At 53.5% G+C, this 22,310-nt stretch carries 22 protein-coding genes; 11 read left to right on the plus strand and 11 right to left on the minus strand.

Annotated elements, in window-relative coordinates:
* Window positions 1-477: 477 nt before the first annotated feature.
* Genes K7G70_RS04830 through K7G70_RS04845 form a run of 4 tightly spaced genes read right to left on the minus strand, consistent with a single transcriptional unit; the run spans window position 478 to window position 3,762 of the window.
* On the minus strand, window positions 478-1,350 hold the full coding sequence (locus tag K7G70_RS04830) for a polyprenyl synthetase family protein (protein WP_223787481.1): 873 nt from the start codon (window positions 1,348-1,350) through the stop codon (window positions 478-480).
* A complete protein-coding gene (locus tag K7G70_RS04835; RefSeq protein WP_223787482.1) occupies window positions 1,347-1,541 on the minus strand; it encodes an exodeoxyribonuclease VII small subunit in 195 nt (64 codons plus the stop codon). The genes K7G70_RS04830 and K7G70_RS04835 overlap by 4 nt, the downstream gene beginning before the upstream one ends.
* 9 nt (window positions 1,542-1,550) lie before the next feature.
* Window positions 1,551-2,825 (minus strand): tRNA lysidine(34) synthetase TilS, encoded by a 1,275-nt coding sequence (gene tilS / locus K7G70_RS04840; protein ID WP_223787483.1) that lies wholly within the window; start codon window positions 2,823-2,825, stop codon window positions 1,551-1,553.
* On the minus strand, window positions 2,803-3,762 hold the full coding sequence (locus K7G70_RS04845) for an acetyl-CoA carboxylase carboxyltransferase subunit alpha (protein WP_223787484.1): 960 nt from the start codon (window positions 3,760-3,762) through the stop codon (window positions 2,803-2,805). Before K7G70_RS04845 ends, tilS begins: the two co-directional genes overlap by 23 nt.
* 110 nt (window positions 3,763-3,872) lie before the next feature.
* Here K7G70_RS04845 and add point away from each other — a divergent pair, with 110 nt between their 5' ends.
* Entirely contained in the window at window positions 3,873-4,892 is a 1,020-nt protein-coding gene (gene add, locus K7G70_RS04850) for an adenosine deaminase (RefSeq protein ID WP_223787485.1), read from the plus strand.
* A 27-nt stretch (window positions 4,893-4,919) separates the two neighbouring features.
* Window positions 4,920-6,017: a DUF2855 family protein gene (locus K7G70_RS04855; RefSeq protein WP_223787486.1), complete on the plus strand. Its 1,098-nt coding sequence runs from the start codon at window positions 4,920-4,922 to the stop codon at window positions 6,015-6,017.
* A 92-nt stretch (window positions 6,018-6,109) separates the two neighbouring features.
* On the opposite strand, the gene K7G70_RS04860 is transcribed toward K7G70_RS04855, so the two are convergent.
* Complete coding sequence (locus K7G70_RS04860; RefSeq protein WP_223787487.1) at window positions 6,110-6,343, minus strand: hypothetical protein; 234 nt, start codon at window positions 6,341-6,343, stop codon at window positions 6,110-6,112.
* Window positions 6,344-6,495: 152 nt separating this feature from the next.
* Here K7G70_RS04860 and K7G70_RS04865 point away from each other — a divergent pair, with 152 nt between their 5' ends.
* The gene (locus tag K7G70_RS04865; protein ID WP_223787488.1) at window positions 6,496-7,269 is read left to right on the plus strand and encodes a hypothetical protein; all 774 of its coding nucleotides are present in this window, start codon (window positions 6,496-6,498) and stop codon (window positions 7,267-7,269) included.
* On the opposite strand, the gene K7G70_RS04870 is transcribed toward K7G70_RS04865, so the two are convergent.
* Window positions 7,258-8,169, minus strand: coding sequence for a diacylglycerol/lipid kinase family protein (locus K7G70_RS04870; protein ID WP_223787489.1), 912 nt, complete (start codon window positions 8,167-8,169; stop codon window positions 7,258-7,260). The two genes, K7G70_RS04865 and K7G70_RS04870, sit on opposite strands and share 12 nt — an antisense overlap.
* A gap of 116 nt (window positions 8,170-8,285) precedes the next feature.
* Between K7G70_RS04870 and rapA the strand changes: the two genes are divergently transcribed.
* The 5 genes from rapA to K7G70_RS04895 all read left to right on the plus strand — a co-directional run bounded on the left by rapA (window position 8,286) and on the right by K7G70_RS04895 (window position 14,585).
* Window positions 8,286-11,150 carry an RNA polymerase-associated protein RapA gene (gene rapA, locus K7G70_RS04875; RefSeq protein WP_223787490.1) on the plus strand — a complete coding sequence of 955 codons (2,865 nt, stop codon included), beginning with the start codon at window positions 8,286-8,288 and terminating at the stop codon, window positions 11,148-11,150.
* A gap of 2 nt (window positions 11,151-11,152) precedes the next feature.
* Window positions 11,153-12,082, plus strand: a complete 930-nt coding sequence (locus K7G70_RS04880; protein ID WP_223787491.1) for a glutaminase — start codon at window positions 11,153-11,155, stop codon at window positions 12,080-12,082.
* A 59-nt stretch (window positions 12,083-12,141) separates the two neighbouring features.
* Window positions 12,142-12,957 (plus strand): helix-turn-helix domain-containing protein, encoded by an 816-nt coding sequence (locus tag K7G70_RS04885; RefSeq protein WP_223787492.1) that lies wholly within the window; start codon window positions 12,142-12,144, stop codon window positions 12,955-12,957.
* A gap of 88 nt (window positions 12,958-13,045) precedes the next feature.
* Window positions 13,046-14,020, plus strand: coding sequence for a hypothetical protein (locus K7G70_RS04890; protein WP_223787493.1), 975 nt, complete (start codon window positions 13,046-13,048; stop codon window positions 14,018-14,020).
* Window positions 14,013-14,585: a hypothetical protein gene (locus K7G70_RS04895; RefSeq protein WP_223787494.1), complete on the plus strand. Its 573-nt coding sequence runs from the start codon at window positions 14,013-14,015 to the stop codon at window positions 14,583-14,585. The genes K7G70_RS04890 and K7G70_RS04895 overlap by 8 nt, the downstream gene beginning before the upstream one ends.
* On the opposite strand, the gene K7G70_RS04900 is transcribed toward K7G70_RS04895, so the two are convergent.
* Window positions 14,572-15,354 carry a DUF1223 domain-containing protein gene (locus K7G70_RS04900; RefSeq protein ID WP_223787495.1) on the minus strand — a complete coding sequence of 261 codons (783 nt, stop codon included), beginning with the start codon at window positions 15,352-15,354 and terminating at the stop codon, window positions 14,572-14,574. The genes K7G70_RS04895 and K7G70_RS04900 overlap by 14 nt on opposite strands.
* Window positions 15,355-15,531: 177 nt before the next feature.
* On the opposite strand from K7G70_RS04900, the gene K7G70_RS04905 reads away from it, so the two are divergent.
* On the plus strand, window positions 15,532-17,643 hold the full coding sequence (locus K7G70_RS04905; RefSeq protein ID WP_223787496.1) for a prolyl oligopeptidase family serine peptidase: 2,112 nt from the start codon (window positions 15,532-15,534) through the stop codon (window positions 17,641-17,643).
* Window positions 17,644-17,700: 57 nt separating this feature from the next.
* Here K7G70_RS04905 and K7G70_RS04910 read toward each other — a convergent pair whose 3' ends face one another.
* Complete coding sequence (locus K7G70_RS04910) at window positions 17,701-18,096, minus strand: hypothetical protein (RefSeq protein ID WP_223787497.1); 396 nt, start codon at window positions 18,094-18,096, stop codon at window positions 17,701-17,703.
* A gap of 120 nt (window positions 18,097-18,216) precedes the next feature.
* Between K7G70_RS04910 and K7G70_RS04915 the strand changes: the two genes are divergently transcribed.
* Window positions 18,217-19,512, plus strand: a complete 1,296-nt coding sequence (locus K7G70_RS04915) for a TlpA disulfide reductase family protein (RefSeq protein ID WP_223787498.1) — start codon at window positions 18,217-18,219, stop codon at window positions 19,510-19,512.
* Between the two features lie 136 nt (window positions 19,513-19,648).
* Window positions 19,649-19,864, plus strand: coding sequence for a hypothetical protein (locus K7G70_RS04920; RefSeq protein WP_223787499.1), 216 nt, complete (start codon window positions 19,649-19,651; stop codon window positions 19,862-19,864).
* A 59-nt stretch (window positions 19,865-19,923) separates the two neighbouring features.
* On the opposite strand, the gene K7G70_RS04925 is transcribed toward K7G70_RS04920, so the two are convergent.
* From K7G70_RS04925 to apbC, 3 genes are read right to left on the minus strand one after another with little or no spacing between them, the layout of a single operon-like run.
* The gene (locus K7G70_RS04925) at window positions 19,924-20,697 is read right to left on the minus strand and encodes a Rossmann-fold NAD(P)-binding domain-containing protein (protein ID WP_223787500.1); all 774 of its coding nucleotides are present in this window, start codon (window positions 20,695-20,697) and stop codon (window positions 19,924-19,926) included.
* Window positions 20,694-21,263 (minus strand): dCTP deaminase, encoded by a 570-nt coding sequence (dcd, locus tag K7G70_RS04930; protein ID WP_223787501.1) that lies wholly within the window; start codon window positions 21,261-21,263, stop codon window positions 20,694-20,696. The genes K7G70_RS04925 and dcd overlap by 4 nt, the downstream gene beginning before the upstream one ends.
* Before the next feature lie 22 nt (window positions 21,264-21,285).
* On the minus strand, window positions 21,286-22,308 hold the full coding sequence (gene apbC, locus K7G70_RS04935) for an iron-sulfur cluster carrier protein ApbC (RefSeq protein ID WP_223787502.1): 1,023 nt from the start codon (window positions 22,306-22,308) through the stop codon (window positions 21,286-21,288).
* Window positions 22,309-22,310: the final 2 nt, after the last annotated feature.

The following is a 22,310-nucleotide window of genomic DNA, read 5'->3' on the forward strand; positions in this document are numbered from 1 at the left end:
GGCCACCGAGCCTGTTAGGTGTGTCTGTTATGGTGATTGATTCTTAAGCCTTGATGTGGCTTCGACGGGCTCAGCCGGCTTGATTGGTGGGTACATCAACATATTCAATAAATCTCAAGAACACCGAGCTTGTCGAGGTGTGTTTACTTCGCTGGTTGATTGTCCAGTCTTGATGTGGCTTCGACGGGCTCAGCCGGCTTGATTGGTGGGCACATCAACATATTCAAAAAGTCTCAAGAACACCGAGCTTGTCGAGGTGTGTGTATTTGACTGATTGGTATTCAGCCTTGATGTGGCTTCGAAGGGCTCAGCCAGCTTGATTGGTGGGTACACCATCACATTCAAAAAATCTCAAGCTCACCGAGCTTGACGGGGTGTGTATCCCATTGATTGATTATCTATCTATGCCGAGGCTTCGACAGGCTCAGCCAGCGTAATCGGTGGCCCATCATTAAATCCCACAGCTTGGTTGTGCAATCAGTGTTTGCGGTGCAGGATGGTATGTGCCAGATCGCGCAGTTCGTCGGTGTCTTGTGGCAGTTGATCCAGGGCATCGAAGGCCGCTTCGATCAACTCATTGGCCTTTTGTTGGGCTCCTGCGGTGCCGAGCAGGCTGGGATAAGTGGATTTGTTATTTTTGGTGTCTGAGTGGGCGGGTTTACCGAGCGTGGCGGTGTCTTGGGTCACATCCAGCACATCATCCACCACTTGAAAGGCCAATCCCAGGTGTTCGGCAAAGCGCAGAAAATGTTGTTGTTGGTCCTGCGGTAAAGTCGGATGACCGAGCACCGGCATGGCCACACAAGCCCGCAGCAAGGCTCCGGTTTTGGCGTTGTGAATTTGCTGCAGTTGGCTCAAATCAACTGTCTGCTGCTCAGAAATCAAATCCAAACTTTGGCCGCCGGCCATGCCGGCCAAACCACTGGCTTGGGCCAGTTCACGAACCCATTTGACCACCACAATGGGCTCCGCTGGCGCTGCGGCTAAGCTGGCAAAGGCCAGAGACTGCAAGGCATCACCGGCCAGGATGGCGGTGGCTTCATCAAATGCGATGTGATTGGTGGCTTGGCCACGACGCAAATCGTCGTTATCCATGGCCGGTAAGTCATCATGAATCAATGAATAGGCATGAATCATCTCCAAGGCCGCTGCCAAGTGATCGGCCACTGCCAGCTCCAATTGTAAACTGTTGGCTGTGGCATAGACCAACAAAGGGCGCATGCGCTTGCCATCTGACAACAGGGAATAGGCCATGGCTTGTTTCAGCCTGGAATCATGCGGCTGACACCGATTCAGCTGCTCAGTAAGGAATTGATTGATGCGCTGTTGCAGGATTGCTTGGGAGATCAATTGTTCTGTTCCATCAATTGCTGGATTTTCTGTTCGGCTTCATCGATGATTTTTTGGCATTTTCTGGTCAGTTGAATGCCTTGTTCGTACAACTTCAATGATTCCTCCAGCCCCACATCATCTTGCTCCATTTTTTCAATGATGGTGGACAACTGTTCCAGATTTTTTTCAAAGGTTTGTGTTTGACTCATGGGCTTATTTTACATAAGAAAGTGGGGGGATCGCCAATGATATTGTGCTTGATGTGCCGACAACCAATCAACGAATCGTTGGCTGAGGAATTGATCACCACAGGCCATCAATTCACCGTTGATGTACAACATGGGCATGACCGATCGGATCCAAGGTGGTACAGCGTGTTCCTGGAACAGTTTTTTTAGTTTTTTGTGGTGTTTGTGACCCGGCAACAACAAGCGTTCTCCGCGTTGTTGGAAGCGAATGTCCACCTCGAGTTGAACTCCTTGTTCGGCTTGCAGCAACAAGCGGCCTTGTCCTGAAGGGACCGTCCATGCTGATCCGGCTTGCAAGGTGGGTTGCCATTGTGCAGCAGAATTGGTCTCGAGCGGTCGCAACGCATGGACTTGTTGTTGCCACAGGACCAATTGGTAATCGGGTCCAGCCAGCTCTGGTTTCGCGTCAGGGGCAGCCTGCAAACAGTCCTCACTGAATTGTCGCAATTGGCCATGTTGAGGGGCGGCTAATTGCATGCCATGCAACCAATGGTACAAGGCGCTGGCCAACAACGCCGGTTGTGTGAACGGGGCGATTGGCAGCGGGTTGTCGTTGCCCAACAGGGTGGTTAATAAATCCAGGCTGTGTTGCAAATTGAGCCGCGTTTGGGCCAAATTATTCAGGCTGTCCGGATGGTAATCCAGCAAGGCGGGCAGCACCCGATGACGCAGGTGATTGCGGCTGTAGCGGTGGTCATCATTGCTTGGATCAGAGACCCATTTGAGTTGCTGACTATGGGCGTAGCGGTTCAGTTGCTCTTGACTGGTGTTCAGTAAAGGTCGGTACACGGCGTAGTGGTCCATGCGGCTGACCGTTTGCATCGCGGTGAGGCCGTACAGGCCGGTGCCACGCAACAAACGGAACAACACCGTTTCCAATTGATCGTTCAAGTGGTGGGCCGTTACCAGACAATCCTGGGCAGTCAGGATTTCAGCAAAGGCGGCGTATCTGGCGGTTCTGGCGGCGTTTTCGCTGTCGTTGGCAGCACTGACTGTGGCAGTGATCAAGGGGATCTCGAGCGCCTCGCAAATCTGGGCACAATGATGGGCCCATTGATCGGCCTCGGGGTGCAGCTGGTGATTGATGTGGATGGCAGACAGTTTGCCTTGCAGTGCGTGCTGTTGCGTCAGGTGATGCAGCAGGACCGTGGAGTCCAGGCCGCCACTGAAGGCCAGGTAATAGTGATTTGCAGCAGGAAGACTGGTCTCGTCAATCAGCGGCTTAGGCTTCGCTGAAGGCACCATAAGACATCAATTTTTGGTATCGCTGCTTGAGCAGCTCTGCATCATCCAACTGTTGTAACCGCTGCAACTCCTGACTGATCACAGCTTTTAGTTGGCTGGCCACAAACTCGGTGTCGCGGTAAGCGCTGCCCAGGGGCTCTTGGATGACTTGATCAATCAGGCCCTGTTGCTTGAGTTTTTCTGAGGTGATGCTCAAGGCTTCAGCCGCATCCTGTGCCTTGTCGGCACTGCGCCACAAGATCGAAGCACAGCCTTCGGGAGAGATCACCGAATAGGTGCTGTATTGCAACATCAGAATCACATCGCCCACACCAATGGCCAAGGCGCCACCAGAGCCGCCTTCACCAATCACAGTACAAATGATCGGCACTTTCAGGTGCGACATGACTTCCAGATTTTTGGCAATGGCCTCGGATTGCCCCCGTTCTTCGGCACCGATTCCCGGGTAAGCCCCTGGGGTGTCGATGAAGGTCACGATGGGCATGTTGAATTGCTCGGCCAAACGCATCAGGCGCAAGGCCTTGCGGTAACCCTCGGGTCGCGGCATGCCAAAGTTGCGTTTGATTTTGGACTTGGTGTTGCGGCCTTTCTGATGGCCAATGACCATCACCGATTGGCCGTCGAGTTTGGCCGGTCCACCCACAATCGCGGCATCGTCGGCGAAGGCCCGGTCACCATGCAGTTCTTGAAAATCCGTGAACATCATGTCCACATAATCCAGGGTGTAAGGCCGTTTGGGGTGCCTGGCCAATTGAGAGATTTGCCAGTCAGACAAATTGGAGAAAATGCTCTCGGTTTTGGACTTCAACTTGCTTTTTAACCGTTGAATTTCTTCATCAATGTTCATTGCATTGTCGTCGCTGACATTTTGCAATTCATTGATCTTGGCTTCCAGCTCAGCCAGTGGTTGTTCAAAGTCCAAATAGTCTGTATTCATACCAGGCAAAGATTGCTCAAAGAAGGGCTTATTTTACGTGTTCGCTGAACAATGTGCCAACTGTAATGGCTGATTAAATGGTAAGATGCCAGATTTACTTTTGCACAACGATGTCTGAATTCATCGAAAAATTACCCAAAGTTGAATTACACATGCACATCGAAGGCGCCATGATGCCTGATTTGATGCTGCAATTGGCCGAGAAAAACCACATCAAGCTGCCTTACCAAACACTGGAAGAGGTGGAGGCGGCTTATCAGTTCAAAGATTTGACCGCATTCATCAATTTGTATCTGCAAGGCACCGAAGTGATCCAAAGTGCTGAAGATTTTTATGTGTTGACCCAATCCTACTTGGACCGGTGTGCGGCACAAAACATCCGGCATGCCGAGGTGTTTTGTGACATCCGCACCTATGTGGAGCGCGGCTTACCGCCGGAAATGGTGCTGGATGGCATCGAAGCCGGGTTTGCCGAGGCGCGTGACAGGCACGGCATTTCTGGGGGCATGCTGGGCACTTTCATCCGCCATCTGGGGGTGGACAAAGCCGCCGAAGATTGGCACTTTTATCAGCAGCATGCCGAGCGGTTGTTGGGCATCGGTCTGGCGGCCATTGAGGTGGGTTATCCTGCCAGCCAATTCAAAGCCATTTTTGATCAGGTGCACGCCGCTGGCTTGCCAGTGGTGGCCCATGCCGGCGAAGAAGGGCCGGCTACATACATTTGGTCGGCGATCCACGATGCCGGCGTCAGTCGCATCGACCACGGCATTCGGGCTTTGGATGACCCCAAATTGGTGCAGTTTCTACAACAAACCCAAATCCCCTTGACCGTATGTCCCTGTTCCAATGTCAGCTTGCATGTGTTCGAACACATGAACCAACACGTGATCAAACAGATGTTGGACTTGGGCCTCAATGTGACCATCAATTCCGATGATCCGGCCCATTTCGGTGCGTTCCTGCAGGAAAATATGGTGGCGGTCCAACGCCATTGTGGCATCACCGATGACGACCTCATTCGCATGACCTACAACGCCATCGATGCCAGTTTTGCTGACCAGCCCAGAAAAACAGAATTGTCTGATGAATTAGACCAATACCTGGAACAAGTGCTGGCACCCGTCGGTTAACAACAATCACTGAGTAAGAGTCCAGCCATGACCTCAGCCATGATCCAGTTCCAAGTCCTGAAAAATGACCTGAACCAAAGCCGTTTGCTGAAATCCTCAGAAACCATTGAATTGGCGCCTGGCCAAGTTGAAATGCAGATCGAGTCATTCGGATTCTCGGCCAACAACATCACCTATTGGGCGCTGGGAGATCAGTTCAAGTACTGGCAGTTTTTTCCGGCGTCAGACAATGCCAATGATCGCTGGGGCCTGATTCCGGTGTGGGGCTATGCCACTGTGCAGACTTCGGCACACCGTGATTTACCGGTTGGTGAGCGCCTGTTTGGCTATTGGCCACCAGCCAGTCGCTGGGTGTTGCAGCCAACCCAAATCAACCGCCATGGTTTGCTTGATGGCAGTGCCCATCGCCAGTCCTTACCAGCTGGCTACAACCGCTACCAACGGGTGCCGAAACAAGAGCCGGCCAATCAGCAGCAAGAGGCTTTGCACATGTTGCTGTTTCCACTGCACATCACCTCGTTTTGTTTGGCCGAAGCCCTGACCGGGCAGGACTGGTTTGGGGTCCAACAAATCATTTTGACCAGTGCTTCCAGCAAAACCGCGTTGGGTCTGGCCCAGGCTTTGGCCACCCAAGATCAAGCCCCGGCTGTGGTGGGTTTGACCTCGGCGGCCAACCAAGCCTTTGTGGCTTCATTGGGGTGTTATGCCCAGGTCCTGAGCTATGAAGAGCTGGCGCAAATTGAAGCCGATAAAACGGCGGTGATTGTCGATTTTTCTGGCAACGGTGCGGTGTTGAATGAATTGCATGCGCGGCTTGGAAAGCACATGATTAACACCTGGCATGTGGGTTTGACCCATTGGTCGCAGAATGACATGGGCCAGGCCTATATCCGCGACCGCAGCGAAGTGTTTTTTGCCCCTGCCTACATCCAACAATGCATCGAAACTTGGGGCCCAGAAGTCTTCAACCAACGTTCAGGGACATTCCTGCGTGAGGCCGCGGAGGCCACCAGCCGGTGGCTTGAAGTGATCGCAGTGGATGGCTTGGCGGGCTTGACCGAGCCATTCAAAGCGGTGGCCAATGGACAACTGCCAGCCGCCCAAGGCTTGGTGGTTCATTTGTAACACTCAAAAAAAGGCCGCGGACAACAACGGGGTTTGTTGCCGCGGTTAAGCTTGGGGAAAAAGTGAATGCAGGCAGTGAGCAGTCAGTGCATTCAGATGCAATGCCAGTGCTGGCGGTGTTTTTTACACACGCGGTTTTTGGCCGGTTTCACCCGCACAATGGTGTAGTTTTTGCGGCGGTGGTCGTTGTCCACCAAAATCACCTTGGTTTGGTGGGGCTTTTTCACCACCACAACACGGTCAGTATTGTGGTCTGCTTTGTGCGCATGGCAACCGGTGGTGAAGGTCAAGGCCGCCAGGCCAGTCAGTAAAATCATCGTTTTCATGTGAGGCTCCTGTAGTTTTTATGGTTGTTGTCGTATTTGTCGTTGTTATCAGTTACAACGCGCCACTGAGCATGGGGTTGACAGCGCAATGAAAATGGCTGCAACCAATGACTCACCGGACAGTCCAATCCACATCAAACAAGGAGAATGTGATGAGAAAACTCATGACCATGGTGCTGTTGTTGCTCAGCCATTGGGCGCAAGCCATCACCTGGCGCCCGGGAGCCGTGCCTGATCCATTGCTGGCTGGTGCCGAATGTCAGGTCAATAAACCGGCCAGTTATGGCGGTTATATTTATCGTTACCCCTCACGCTTTGATTTTGTCTTTTGGCCTTACACCGATCCCAACAACATTTGGTACTGTGAGCAATCCGGGTACATGGGCTTCATGCCTGCCTTTGAGGAAGTTGGCGCGGCAGAAAAGCCCCAGATCATCCAATACATCAAAGACAACACATTCAATCCCGATGATTTGTTGTCGAAAATTCAGTACCTGGAAGGCCTGTATGCGGTGCGGGATTTGAACGATGAATTCCGCAACAAGCTGCTGCGGGTTTTTGCCCGTTACCACCAAGAGGCGGGTTTATATGAGCAAGCCGATGCCTACCGGCAGCAGGCGTTGGCACAAATTGATAGCGAGCTGGTAGCCGGTGTGCGACCTGAGCTGATGGTGGTGTATTTGTATCTGGGGGCCAATTACCACCGGCAATTTGGTCACCACTCCAAAAGCGATGAATACCTGTTGCGCTTGCACGAAGGCTTGCAGTCGATCGAGGAAGAATCGTTGCAAGATTTGAAAGCATATTTACTGGATTTGGCCCCTTTGAGTCAATTGATCACACCGGGTGGTGCGCTGGAACCCAATCATGAGCTGATCGAGCAGTTTGAACAACAACGGCGGGCCGCCGCTGCATCAACAGAATAATCGCAAAGCCCCAGGCAGACAATCGATGGACACTGGGGTGTGGCCTATGAATTCGCCGTCGGGCATCAATGGCATGGGCTGTTCGGTGTGGATGGTGATGCGTTTGACCTGATGGGTTTCGACTTCCCGGTAATTAACATGCTTGCCGGAGTAAATGGTGGGGAACAAGCGCAGGATCTTGAAGCGGGAAATTTTTTTCAAGATGATCACATCCAATAAGCCATCGTCAATCTGGGCTGCTGGTGCGATCAAGAATGAGGTGCCGGTGTAGCGGCTGTTGGCCACCTCGACAAACACCACATCATCATCCAGCTCAAGCGTTTGGTTGTGGGCATCAAGCAGGGTCAGTTTGACCCGGTGTTTTTTCAGTTTGGCCGTTTCCCATAAAGTCGCCAGGGTGTAAGCCGATTGTCCCAGTTTTTTGATTTTCAGGGTGTTGCGTCCGGCATCGACCACAAAGCCCATGCCGATGATGTTGAGGAAATGGTATTGTTGGTCAGCCATGTGGGCATGGCCGACATCGATGGCTTGGGTCCGTTGCTGGCGGATCAGATCAATCCCCGGTTGCCAGTCGGTGGGTTGCAGCCCCAGCTCCCGTGAGAAGGCATTGCCGGTGCCGACTGGGATCACGCCCAATGGCGGGCGCTCATGTCCCGGGTGGGCCATCATGCCATTGACCACCTCAAACAGGGTACCGTCGCCACCGGCCGCAATGATCCCCGAAAATGGGGTCAAATCGGCCTGTGTCACCAGCTCCTGGGCATGACCGGCATGGTCGGTGTGTATGATCTTCACCGCCACCCCATGTGCAGCCAAATGCGACTCAATCAAGGGCAAAAACTGTTGCGCCCGACCGCTGCCAGCTTGGGGGTTAAATATGATCAGTAAGGGTGCGTTCACAGTGGTCGTTGGATGGCTGCGACATGGGCAGGGGTGTCATCGGGAAACTGTCAGGAAAGTCCACCAGTATAGTGAAAATTCGTTAAAATAGCCAACCTTTGGCAACCGCGAATTTCATGGCTTTCATCACCGGACAACGATACATCAACAACGCCGACCTGCAACTGGGTTTGGGTCGGGTGGTGAGCGACAACCACCGCATGGTGAAAGTGGCGTTTGACGCCGTCGGTGAAGAGCGCATCTACGCCAAAGATTCGGCGCCATTGAGTCGTTACGTGGCACAAGTGGATGACCCCTTGCAGCACAAAGACGGTTGGGTGTTGACGGTCAAAGAAGTGAAAAACCTGAATGGCCTGAACATCTATTTTGGGGAGAAAGCCAATGGTGAGGAAGACGTCATCCCCGAAACCGAGATCGCCGACCACATTTCCCTGGACCGCCCGGCCGACCGTTTGCTCAATGCCCAAATCGACAAACAAAAATGGTACGACGTCAGGCAAATGGCTTGGGCCCACCAACAGCGGTTGTGGCAGTCCAGTTTATATGGCTTAACCGGTTGCCGCACGGCTTTGTTGCCACACCAAATATACATTGCCCACACGGTGGGTAAGCGCCATGCCCCCAGGGTGTTGTTGGCCGACGAAGTGGGCTTGGGTAAGACCATCGAAGCCTGTTTGATCTTGCACCAACAATTGCTGACCAACCGGGCCCAGCGGGCCGTCATCATTGTGCCGGAAAGCCTGACCCACCAATGGATGGTGGAATTGTTGCGGCGCTTCAACTTGTCGGTCAGTGTGTTTGATGAAGAGAAGTGTCAACAAATCGAAACGTCCAGTGGTTTGAGCAACCCATTTGAAGCCGCACAACTGGTGTTGTGTCCCTTGTCCATGCTGCTGGCAAACCCACTGCGGGCCGAACAATTACAAGCCGCTGGTTGGGATTTGTTGGTGGTGGATGAAGCGCATCATTTGGTCTGGAATGAGGGCGCAGACGCCGACGAAACTGCGGTGCCCGAAGCGGTGCAAGCCTATCAAATGGTCGAGTCTTTGACCCAACACATCCCCGGTGTGTTGTTGTTGACCGCCACCCCAGAGCAGTTGGGCCGCAAAAGCCACTTTGCCCGCTTGCGCTTATTGGATCCAGACCGGTTTCATGATTACGAAACCTTCATAGCACAGGAAGCCACTTTTGAACAGGTGGCCGATGTCATCGAACAGTTGATCTTGGCTGAAACCAACGATGAGCCGATGAATCTGGCGGCTTTGACCGCAGCCTTGGCGCCACACATCGATGCCGACTTATTGCAACAAATTCAAGGGCTTGAGGCGCACCCCGAACAACGGCAGGCGGTGATCAACCAACTGTTGGACCAACACGGCACCGGCCGGGTGCTGTTCCGCAACACCCGGCAGTCGGTGGCTGGTTTTCCTGCCAGACATGCCCATTTCACGGCTTTGGATGTACCTCCGAAATACACGGAGTCAGCCGCCGCCTTAACAACTTTGACCCCAGAGACCACCGGGGCAGATGCAGCAGATTTTGAGTGGCTGACCTGGGACCCACGGGTGGCTTGGCTGGTGAGTCAAATCAAAAGTTTGCGGCCAGCCAAGGTACTGGTCATTGCCCACCATGCCCGCACTGTGCTGCAACTGGAACGGCATTTCAGGGAACAGCATGGCCTGCATGTGGCGCTGTTTCATGAGGGCATGAGCTTGATCGAACGGGACCAAGCGGCGGCCTGGTTTGCCGACATGGACAACGGGGCCCAAGTGCTGTTGTGTTCTGAGATTGGCAGTGAGGGGCGTAATTTCCAGTTCGCTCATCACTTGTTGATGTTCGATTTACCGGATCACCCGGACTTGTTGGAGCAGCGCATCGGCCGCTTGGATCGCATCGGTCAAACCGAAACCATTCAAATCCATGTGCCCTATTTAAAAGACACGCTGCAGGCCCAGTGGCAACGCTGGTACCACGAGGGGCTGGACTTGTTCACTCAACCCAATCCAGCGGCCCATCAGGTGTACAGCACCATGCACGAGACCTTGTCTCAGCCACAAACAGCAGCGGATTTGGATCGCCTGATTGCGCATAGCCGCCAGCTCAGTGAAGGGTTGTTGGCCACCATGCACCAGGGACGAGACCGCTTGTTGGAATACAACTCATGCCGACCAGCGGTGGCCGCAGGGTTGTTGAAACAAGCCACCGAGCTGGCCCAAGGTGAGGCCCTGGAGTCATTCATGCACCGCGTGTTTGATTTGTTTGGGGTGCACCATGAAGAACATCGCAGTGGCAGCGAAATCATCCGTCCCACCGATGAAATGCACGGTTATTTCCCGGGCTTGCTGGATGATGGCATGACCATCACTTTTGATCGCGACATTGCCCTGGCCAATGAAACCTTTCATTACCTCACTTGGGAGCACCCGATGGTGACCGAAGTGTTGGATTTGATTTTGAGCCAAGAGCAAGGCAACACCGCCTTTGCCGTGCTGCAAAACTCCGGCTTGAATGCCGGTCAAATGTTTTTGGAATGCCGCTATGTGATTCAGGCCACCGGGCGCAGCCAAATGCAATTGAGCCGTTACCTGCCGCCCATCAATCAGCGCTACTTGTTGGCGGAAATGGGTGTCGATGTGGGCGACAAATTGACCGAAAATCGGATCAATCAGTTCAAAAACTCAGCCCCGATGAATGTCGCCGTGGAGGTGTTGAAAGCCAAATTGGGCACCATCAAAAACCTGTTGGCGCAAGCCGATCAAATGATGACCCAAGCGATGCCGGCCATCAAGCAGGTGGCTGAACGATCGATGCGGGTGAGTTTAAATGCAGAGATTGAACGCTTGCGGGATTTGGCGGCGCACCATGGACAGGTGCGAGATGAAGAAATCGAATACCTGCAAGGCAGCCTGCAACAAGCCACCACGGCGCTCAACCAAACCCAACCGCAGTTGGATTCTGTGCGCGTTTTGGTTACCATGTGACCATGTCTGATTCACGGCCCGATTACCAACGCATCATTGAACAAATTCACCAAGAATTGTTGCTGCACAAAAATTACGGTGAAGTGGCCGACTACATCCCTGAATTGGCCAACATCGACAGTGAACAATTTGGGGTGTTTTTGCACACTGTAGATGGCAACAATTACCACACCGGAGATTGGCAGACCCCATTTTCCATTCAAAGTATCGTCAAGGTGCTGCTGTTGAGCCTGGCCTACACCAAGCTGGGTGGCCGGCTGTGGCAACGGGTTGGGGTCGAGCCGTCCGGCACCCCATTCAATGCCATGGGGACGTTGGAACACGACGACGGCATTCCCAGAAACCCCTTTTCCAATGCCGGGGCCTTGGTGGTGTGTGACGTGTTGATGGACACCTATGAGGATCCCAGGGCGGCCTTGTTGGCTTTGCTGCGTTCGGCTTCGGGTGACGACACCATTGATTTCGATCCGGTGGTGGCAGCTTCCGAGAAAGCCGAAGGCCATCGCAACTTGGCCTTGGTCAATTTCCTCAAGTCCTTGGGCAACATCCACAACGACGTGGAGGCAGTGTTGGATTTGTATTTGGACAGCTGTTCGGTGGCGGTGAACTGTGAGCAACTGGCCCGCAGTTTCATGTTTTTTGCCAACCACGGACAAACCCTGGACGGTGGCGTGCAATTGCTCAATCGCAGCCAAGCCAAACGCCTCAATGCCATCATGCTCACTTGTGGTTTCTATGACGAAGCCGGTGATTTTGCCTATAAAGTGGGCTTGCCGGGTAAAAGTGGGGTGGGTGGCGGCATCGTGGCGGTTCTGCCCAATCATTTTTCCTTGGCAGTGTGGAGTCCTCGCTTGAATGAGAAAGGCAATTCATACCGCGGCCTGCGGTTCTTGGAGCAGTTCACCACTGTGACCGGAGAATCCATCTTTTGACCCACAAAGCATGACTTTGTTGACATGTGTCGAGGCCGGCGTTGCCCTACAATGGGGGCATGCAAGAACAGGTGCTCTACCAAAGTGAGTTGATCGAAATCGGGGTGTTTTCCGTGCAACCCGATGACCCCACTTTTACCGAACCCGGCCATGTGGACGCCCCCATCATTGTCTTTCCCAAGCACAGCATTTGGATTCAACACGAGGGTTCAGAGCCTTTTGTGGCCGATCCCACCCTGGTCAATTTTTATAACCGTGACCAAACTTACCACCGCTTCCTGATTGACCAACAAGGCGATCACTGCCATTGGTTCAAAGTCAAAGACGCGGTGCTGGCAGAAATGCTGGGCCGCGACGATGGCGGATTCAAGCTCGAAAACATGCCGTGTCCACCGGCGGTGTTCTTGCAACATTTGCAGCTGTTACAACAACTCACAGGCAATGCACCGACCGATCCCATGGCCTTGGAAGAAGGGGTGTTGGCCTTGTTCACGGCCTTGTTGGATCCCGCTGCTGGTGGCGTCAGCGAGGGCCCGATCAAGCCCCGACACAAACAATTGGTCGAACAAGTCAAAGTCACCTTGCAGGCCGATTTGAGTCAATCAATCAGCCTCAAGCAATTGGCCCGGCTGCACCACACCTCACCTTACCATTTGTCCCGGCTGTTCAAACGCATCCATGGCCAGGGCCTCAACCAATACCGCAAACAACAACGGTTGCGGAATTTGTTGTTGTCATTGCGCCAGGATTCTTCGGACTTGGTGGATTTGGCCTTTGATTTTGGCTTCTCGAGCCACGCCCACATGACCGCCTCGTGTCGCCAGGTGTTTGATTTGACCCCCACCCAATACCGCGCGCAGTTCAGTCGGTACTGAAGCAGCATTGATTCAATAAGCAATTTTTTGATAGCGCCGGGGCATCCCGAGCCGCATAATCAGGGTTTTCAATTGTCGTGAGGTGGTGATGTCCAAACCCGTTTTGTTGTTTTGGGGGCTGTGTTTAACTGCGTTCACTGCGGCGGTGATGGCCGATGACCAACTGGCTGCCAAAGCGGCCCAATTGCACCAAGCAGGGCAATGGGCTGAATCGATCGAAGTCCACCAACAATGGCTCAAAGCGGAGCCCGATTTACCCGTCAATCAAGCGGAAATTGCCTGGTACCGCCTGGCTCATGCCCACCTGCAAACAGGCCAAGGTGAAGCGGCCTTGGCCGCCAATGCCCAGTTGGCCAAAGCCACTGTGGTCCACCCCTCACTGGTGCTGTATCAAAAAGCCCAGGCATTGAAGTTGTTGAATGATGAGGAACGTTTGTGGCCGACATTGGAACAAATGATTGCCGCTGGTTACAGCAACGTTGAAGAGTTGCAAACCAACCCCATGTGGCAGGACCTGGCCAGTGAGGCGAATTTTCAAGCGGTGATCGAACAGGCCGATCAAAACCTGCGGCCCTGCATGCACCAAGCCATTTATCGGCAGTTTGACTTTTGGTTGGGGCAGTGGGAAGTGTATGGTAACTTGGACAAGTCCGGCCCGTTGTATGGACACAACGCCATCACCCTGTCCGAACAAGGCTGTTTGATCATGGAACACTGGCAAGGGGCCAGTGGTTCCAGCGGCACCAGCATGAATTATTATGATGGCATCCAAGGCCAGTGGGTTCAACGCTGGGTCAGCAGCGGTGTGGTGATTGATTATGCCGGTGGCATGGTTGCTGCAGAAGGTGGGCGCCAGGCGATGCAATTGGTGGGCAAGATTCACTATGCATCGACCCAACAACAGCCCCAATTGCGTGACTTTCGGGGTACTTGGACGCCCTTAGATGGCGGCGTGGTGCAGCAGTTTTTTGAAGAATCCATTGATGGCGGTGCCACCTGGTATCCGTGGTTCAATGGCTATTATTTTCCCAAAGCCACAAGCGAGGAGGAAAACCATGAATGAAGTGAATGGCAAAATACGTCTCTTGGCGGCCTTTTTGTTGTGTGCCGTGGGTGCCGCCTGGGCCAAAGAGCCCACCCTGTCAGCCCAAATGGAAGCCAGTTTGATGAAAGCCTTGTTGGGTGAATGGCAGATCCAGGACAGCTCGCTGGGGACCGATGGCCAATGGCAAGCCGGGCCAGGAGCCGATTGGCATTTTTATCCCATCCTCAACGGCCATGCGGTGCAGGATGACTGGATATCACCGCCCTTGCGCCAGCCAGCACCTGCCAGTGGTCGTCAGTTTGGCACCAACATCCGCATTTTCAATCCCGCCGAGAATCGCTGGGAAATGGCGTGGGCTTCGGTCAAAGGTCAGCAGGTGGACACTTTCATGGCCACCGAAACCGCTGAATCCATTATCATGACGGGTGAATTCAATGGGCAGAATTCACGCATCACTTTTTATGACATCCAGCCAGAGCGGTTTTCCTGGAAGCTGGAATATGAAACGGCACCGGCGGTGTGGACCGAAGTGTACCGAATTCAAGGCACCCGGGCCCCAGCTGAACCGGTCACAGCCGATTGAGGGTGCCTGGTGGCAGTGGACCGCCAACGGCCTGAATTGGGCGCAGGGAATCGGTCGCGCTGACCCAAGCCACCAGGGCAAATTGTTCGGGGTCGTGCTGGGTGATCAAAGGCAACAGGAATTGGGCCGGTCCTGGCCCAATGGTCTGTTGGTGATGCAGCACCACAAAATCATGCTCTAAGGTGTGGCCGCTGTTTTCACCGGCTTGCACCGCGGTACTCAAGCCCATGCCCAACACCGCAAGGTGATAAGTCAAAGGGCTGTCTGTGCTGCCTTGAAAAGTCACCAAAACCTGTTGTTTTTGTGCGGTCAGACGCAGGCGGCCAGGTTTGGCCTCGCTTTGGGGCAAACTGCGGATGGTATTAAAAAAACCCGTCCACTCAGCGCCGTTGATCACAAAACCTGGGGTGTAAATGGAACTCAACGCGCCTTGTCTGTGGTGCATTCGTTGCCTCTCTGAAAAGTCCGCAGAAGCAAAGCGGTCGCGCCAGCCCAGCCAGTCCCAATAATCCACATGGAATGACAGCGGCAAATAAGTCTGCCACAGCCCTTCGGTTTGTTTGAACTGGCTGACAAAATGATCGGCAGGCGGGCATGAGCTGCAACCCTCAGAGGTGTACAGTTCCACCAGCGTGGTCTGTGACTCGGGGCTGATGAATTCAATGGCCAGGGCGCCAATGGGCCAGACAAGCAACAAACCACCCAACAACATCCACGACAAAGCCAGGTTGTTATTGGGGGCAGTAGAGGTCAGGTTTTTGGGGTTCATGACACAACAGACAGGAGCCGATGCGATGATCTTTCAAACATTTGCCACCCGCTGAGCCGTTGCTGGCTTTGATGGGCCTGTGACAAAAGTCACGATCGCTCGGTTTTTACCGGGCTTGGGCTGTAAACTGGGCCAGAAACTGCTAATATCATTGCTCTTTTTTATGCGAGTGTGATCATGCGAAACCTGACTTTGATGATGTTGTTGATGGCTGTTGGGGCCAATGCCAAAGACACCATGGAAGACCCGTTTATTTGGTTGGAGGATGTGGATGCAGAAAAATCCATGGCCTGGGTGCATGAGCAGAACCAAAACACCGCCGATGAGTACAAGGCCAAGCCCATTTATCAAGAGTTGTATGACCAAGCCTTGTCCACCTTGAACAACCAATCCCGCATTCCTTCTGTGAGTCAACGCGGCGAGTGGGTTTATAACTACTGGAAAGACGCCGACAACCCACGTGGTTTGTACCGCCGCGCCAAACTCAAGGACTTCAACAACAACGACGAGCCCAAGTGGCAAACGGTGTTGGACATGGATGCCTACAACGAACAGCACAGCGGCAACTGGGTGTTCAAAGGCATGAATTGCCACGCCCCGAAAAACCGCCGCTGCCTGGTTTCATTGTCCCCCGGTGGTGGTGATGCCGTGGAAGTCTTTGAATTTGATATGGAGCGCAAGCAGTTCATCGAAGATGGCTTTCGCCTGCCGGTTTCCAAAGTGCGTTTGAGTTGGCAGGATGCCGATCACATTTTTGTCGGCACCGACTTTGGTCAAGATTCGATGACCGACTCAGGCTATCCCCGAACCATCAAATTGTGGCGCCGAGGCACGCCTTTGGCTGAGGCCAAAGAGCTGATGACCGTGCCAAAAAAATCCGTCGGCATTTTCGCTTTCCGCACTGGCGAGGGCAAAGAGGCCAAAGACTTTTTGATCGACAGCACCTCGTTTTGGTCGCAGCAGTATTATCAATGGGTGGACGGAACGGCTTTGCCACTGGATTTGCCGGCTTCAGCTGTGGTCAATGGCTTCTTTCAGGGAGATGTGATTGTGTCCTTGAAAGAGGACTGGGAGTACCAAGGCCAGTTTTTGTCAGAAGGCATGGTGCTGATCATCAATCCGGATGTGTTGACCGGCCGCAAAAGCCTGGTCGAAGCCGATGACTGGTCGGTGTTCTTGAACCCACGGCCGAATGAAAACATCGAGGGCATTGCCACCGCCGATGACAGCATCATTGTGACGTTTTTGACCGACGTGGTCGGTGGTGTCTATGTGTACCGCCCGGATGATGACGGTTGGGATGTGGAACAAATTGCCTTCCCCGACAATGGGGCCATTGGCATCACCGCGGTGGATGATGAAAGCGGCAGTTTCTTTGCCGAGTATGAATCGTTCATCACGCCCCCAACCCTGTATCATGTGGATGGCAAAAGCCTCAAGCCCAAAGCCGTGAAATCGCAGGCCCAAAGCTTTGACCCATCACCCTACCAAGTGGAACAGTTTTTCGCGCGTTCGGCCGACGGCACCTTTGTGCCTTACTTCATCGTGATGCATAAAGACACCGAATTCAATGGCAAAAATCCCACCCACATCTTTTCCTATGGTGGCTTCCGCAACTCACTGACGCCGTCTTATTCGGGTTCTTATGAAGCGCTGGAAGGGGCCTACGGCAAGCTGTGGTTGGATCGTGGCGGGGTGTTTGTTTCTGCCAACATCCGTGGCGGCGGGGCTTATGGACCCAAATGGCACAAAGCCGCGCTGTTGGAAAACCGCAACAAGTCGTATGAGGACTTTGAAGCGGTGGCTGAGGACTTGATCAAGCGCCGCATCACCTCGCCAGAACACTTGGGCATTGAAGGACGCTCCAACGGCGGCCTGTTGGTCGGTGCCACCATGACCCGACGTCCGGATTTGTATGGTGCGGTGATTTGTGGCGTGCCTTTGTTGGACATGAAGCGCTACAACAAGTTGTTGGCCGGTGCCAGTTGGATGGGTGAATACGGCAACCCCGATAAACCCGAACAATGGGCCTTCATCAAAACCTACAGCCCTTACCAAAACCTCAAACACGAGACTGAGTACCCCGCGACGTTTTTCTACACCTCGACCCGCGACGACCGGGTGCATCCGGGCCATGCCAGAAAAATGGCGGCCAAAATGATGTCATATGGGTACCCGATTTGGTATTACGAAAACACCGAAGGTGGCCACGGGGGCTCGAGCACCAATGAACAATTGGCCGAACGCTTGGCCTTGGCTTACACCCACTTGTGGACGCACCTCAAGTGAGTCGGCGGTTCTGGGGTGACTGACTGATCAAAGCAGGCGCTGGTGGTGGGCGGCGTTTCAGAATGGTTGGTTGTCAAATGACAGGGTGAAGCGGCCGTTTTGGTGGGTCAAGTGCACCCGGCCATGATCGTAGTTTCGGGGAATGAACTCAAAGGTGTCGAAGCGTTGTTGTTGGTCTTGGCCTTGGTGATCCAACCAAGTAATCCTGATTTCATCGGTTAAGCGGTGTTGCTGATAAATGCCGGTTTCCCGGCTGTTGGCCGGCACCCGCAAATACTCAAAAGACAAGTCTCCCAACCACAAAGTCACGTCATCAATGGGCTGATCGGCCTCGTTGATCACCACAATCAAATACCGCTCATGCTGGCAGGCACTGAGCAACAACAAAGCCCAGGTTAAAGCCAACAGTTTGCCCAGAGTAAGCAGGCGGTTCATGGAGGGGCGAGGGTTCATGGTCGTTTTGGGTCACACATCGGGTCATTCACACCCCTTCATTGTGCCAGTTGTAACCCTTGGCGGCAAAAAAAAATCACCTATAATGTCAGTTTTTGCCCCATTTGGGGTCTTCAAGGTATGAAAAACATCCTCCCATTGATGCTGATCGCCATTTTGTGGTCATGCAGCAGCAGCGACCACAGCGATGCGGCCAGTGATTCCAGTGCAGTATCCGCCGAGTCTGCAGCCACAGAACAGCTTGCACCAGCCGAGCCCAGATTGTCGGGTTTGTGGCGTGGGGTGCTGGACTCGCCGGGTGGCGAATTGCCGTTTGGCATCCAACTGGCACAGACGGCCGATGGTTACCAAGCCAAAATCCTCAATGGGCCTGAACAGGTCGACACCTCAGCGGTGTTGGTGACAGGCTCGCAAGTCGAAATTCAATTCAGTTGGTATGACGCCAGGCTCAAAGCCACGGTGGATGCAACGGGTCAGTCAATGCATGGTGAGTGGTCAAAAACCGCTGCGGATGAGCACATTTCTCGCTTGCCATTCACCGCCACCAAAGGCTACCCATACCGCTTCCGGGCTGACCATTCAAAGCTGGACGCCAGTGATGTGGGTGGGGTGTGGCAAGTTGAATTTGTCGATGAAGATGGCCCCTCGGTGGCGGTGGGTGAGTTTCAGCAGAGCGGCACCAAGGTCAATGGCACCTTCCTCACACCGACCGGCGATTACCGCTACCTGGCCGGTCAGGTCCAAGCCGGGGTGTTGCGTTTGTCGGCCTTTGATGGCGCCCATGCGTTTTTGTTTGAAGCACACCTCGAAGGGAATCAATTGACCGGCGATTTTTGGTCCCGGGACACATACCACGCCACCTGGACGGCGCACCGCAATGACCAGGCCCATGACGTGTTGCCTGATGCGTGGCAGGCGGTCAAACTGACCACCGATGAAATCCAATTTGCCTTTCCGGACGAAACCGGCCAATTGGTGCGGTTGTCTGACCCACGTTTTGCCAACAAAGCGGTGATCATCAACATCTTTGGCACTTGGTGCCCAAATTGCAATGACGAAGCACCGGTGTTGGCTGGGTTTTATCAGCAATACCGCGATCAAGGCCTGGAAATCGTGGGCTTGGCTTTTGAATACACCGATGATCCGGTCCGTGACTTCCAACAAATTGCGGCCTTTCGACAACGCCACGGCATAGACTACCCCTTGCTCAGGGCGGGCCAAAATGACAAAGCCGAAGCGGCTCAAATCTTGGGTTTTGTGGATCAAATCGTGGCCTATCCGACCAGCCTCTTCCTGGACCGTGATCACCGGGTGGTCAACATCCATTCGGGGTTTGCTGGCCCTGGTACCGGCGCCCATTATGAGCAACTGGTGCAACAGCTGGAAGCGCAAATTCAAGCCCTGTTGCTTGAATGAGCTCAAACAACACTGGCATGTCCCTTGAATTTCCCTATAATGATTGGCAGTGGATGGTGGCTTGACCGCGTCTGCAAACTATCGGAGCCCAACGGCGGCTTCATCAATCACTCAATCTAAAAAGGAAAGGAACGCTATGAAAGCATTGAAAATCTTTGGAATCTTATTAATCGTATTTGGCGCTGTGGATCTGATCGGCAGTTACTCGGGCTTCGACCTGTGGGGCCGCCTGGGAGTGACCCTGCCTGATCTGTTGTGGAAGTATTCTTCTTACATCGAAATAGGTTTGGGCCTGTTGTTGTTCAACATCGGCGGCGCGCAGCCGGCCGACGATGCCGAAGACAATGGCTGATCATTGGATCGCCTGGAATCAAACCCAACACCGTCGGTGCTTGGGTTTTTTTGGGCTTGCTAAAAGTTCATTGCCATCACATCTGGATGGCGCAATTGATAATTGAGTTGTGCTTTGATTCGCTGGTTGTCGATGACTTTATCACTGCCACCCTTGGCGGTGGTGAAGGTTGGTGGCGGCACCTGTAACTGATCCGCCATGGCCTGGTAAAAATCCAATTTGCGCGGGTGGGTGTCGGCACAGACGTTGAAGATTTGTGGCCATGCGTGCTGCTCGATGATGGCCTGCAACACCCCGATGCAGTCATCCAAATGCACCAAGTTGACCCGCGCCTGGGGATTTTTCAAAGTTCGGCCTGACTGGAAGAATCGACCTGGATGCCGGCCGGGCCCCACCAAACCGGCCAACCGCAAAATCGTGTGTCGCGAAGATTCCATCACCAACTGTTCAATCACCCTCAAAGGACTGTCATCATGCAAAGCCTCACTGCTTTCATCATGAATCTGACCATTGTTGGTATAAACCGAAGTGGAGCTGGTGAAAATCAGGTGCGGCTGGTGTGGGGCCGAGTCCAGTTGTTGCAGCAAGCGGGCAAATGCGGCCACGTCTTTGCTGGTGATGGCGATGACCAAAACATCCGCCGCCAACAATTCTGAGGATGGGTCCAACTCATCCCCCAACCGATAAACCAGGGCCGGCAGCCCGGTCTCTTGTAAAGCTTGTGCTTTGGTGGCATCGGTGGTGGTGACCTTTACTGGGTGACCCAAGTCTTGGCAATGCCTGGCGGCCGGTTCGGCCAACCAGCCGCTGCCGATGAATTGGATGCGCATCATGCTTTGGGCAAGGTCACACCCACCTGTCCTTGATACTTGCCGCCACGGTCTTTGTAAGACACGTCACACACCTCATCGGATTCAAAGAACAAAAACTGCGCCACCCCTTCATTGGCATAAATCTTAGCTGGCAAAGGGGTGGTGTTGGAAAATTCCAGGGTCACATGACCTTCCCATTCGGGTTCCAATGGGGTCACATTAACGATGATGCCACAGCGGGCATAAGTCGATTTGCCCAAACACACGGTCAGCACATTGCGGGGTATCTTTAAGTATTCGACGGTGCGGGCCAAACAAAATGAGTTGGGTGGAATGATGCAGACGTCGGCTTTCACATCGACAAAGCTTTTGCGATCAAATTTCTTGGGGTCCACCACCGCGCTGTTGATGTTGTGAAAGATTTTGAACTCATCAGAACATCGCACATCGTAACCATAACTGGAGGTGCCGTAAGAGATGATTTTGTTGTTTCTGGCGGTGGTTCTGACCTGATCGGCAGTGAATGGGCTGATCATGTCGTGTTCTTGGGCCATGCGGCGAATCCATTTGTCTGATTTGATGCTCATGTGTGGTCGGTGCTCCGGTGAATTATTTTTTATGTAATTTGAGGCTGTCGGTGAGGCTGAACTTGATGGGGCATTGAGCCAGGTTTTGGGCGGTGCGCAGGCCCATCATCAAGGCCTGTTCGTTCAAGGGGTGGGCCGTTTGCCAAACCGCTGCGGGCTGACCCGCGTCCATCTGCACCCTGAGGTCGATGTTTAAGGGCATTTGACCCAATAAGGGCACTTCGAACTCTGCTGCCATTTGAGCACCGCCATGCTGGCCAAAGATGTGCGCTTCATGGCCGCAGTTATCGCAGACATAGGTGCTCATGTTTTCAATCACGCCCAGCACCGGGATTTCCACTTTTTGGAACATGGCCAGGGCCTTTTGGGCGTCCAATAAGGCAATGTCTTGCGGCGTGGTAACCAGCACCGCTGCGGTGACTGGGATCTTTTGGATCATGGTCAATTGGATGTCTCCGGTGCCTGGTGGCAGGTCCATGATCAAATAATCCAAACCATGCCAGCGGGTGTCTTGAATCATTTGCATCAAGGCTTTGGTGACCATGGCTCCGCGCCAAATGGCCGGATCCTTCTCGCCCAGGATGTAACCCAATGACATGGTTTGTAAGCCATCGGCAGACACCGGCAAAAAAGACTTTTGGTCGGGTGACTCGGGTTTTTGGCTGACCCCCAGCATTTTGGGAATGCTGGGACCATAGATGTCGGCATCGAGAATGCCCACCGTGGCGCCCAGTTGTTGCAAGCTTTTGGCCAACATCACACTCATGGTGGATTTGCCCACCCCGCCTTTGCCTGAAGCCACCGCAATGATGTTTTTCACGCCCTTCAGCGGCTGAATGCCCTCGCGGACCTGGTGTTGGCGAATGCGTTGCTTCAACAGCCACGATTGTTGACCCAGTTCTGCGTTGAGCCAAGTTTGGTATTGTTCGGTAAACGGCGCCATGGGGAAGCGAAATTCGGCACGACCTTTATTGGCATTGAGGTCAATCGATTTGCCGATCGCTTGGCCGGTCACGGCATCATTTTGTGGGTTGTTTGGGCTCATGG

The organism is Marinicella meishanensis (assembly GCF_019931145.1).
GTDB classification, from domain to species: Bacteria; Pseudomonadota; Gammaproteobacteria; order Xanthomonadales; family Marinicellaceae; genus Marinicella; species Marinicella meishanensis.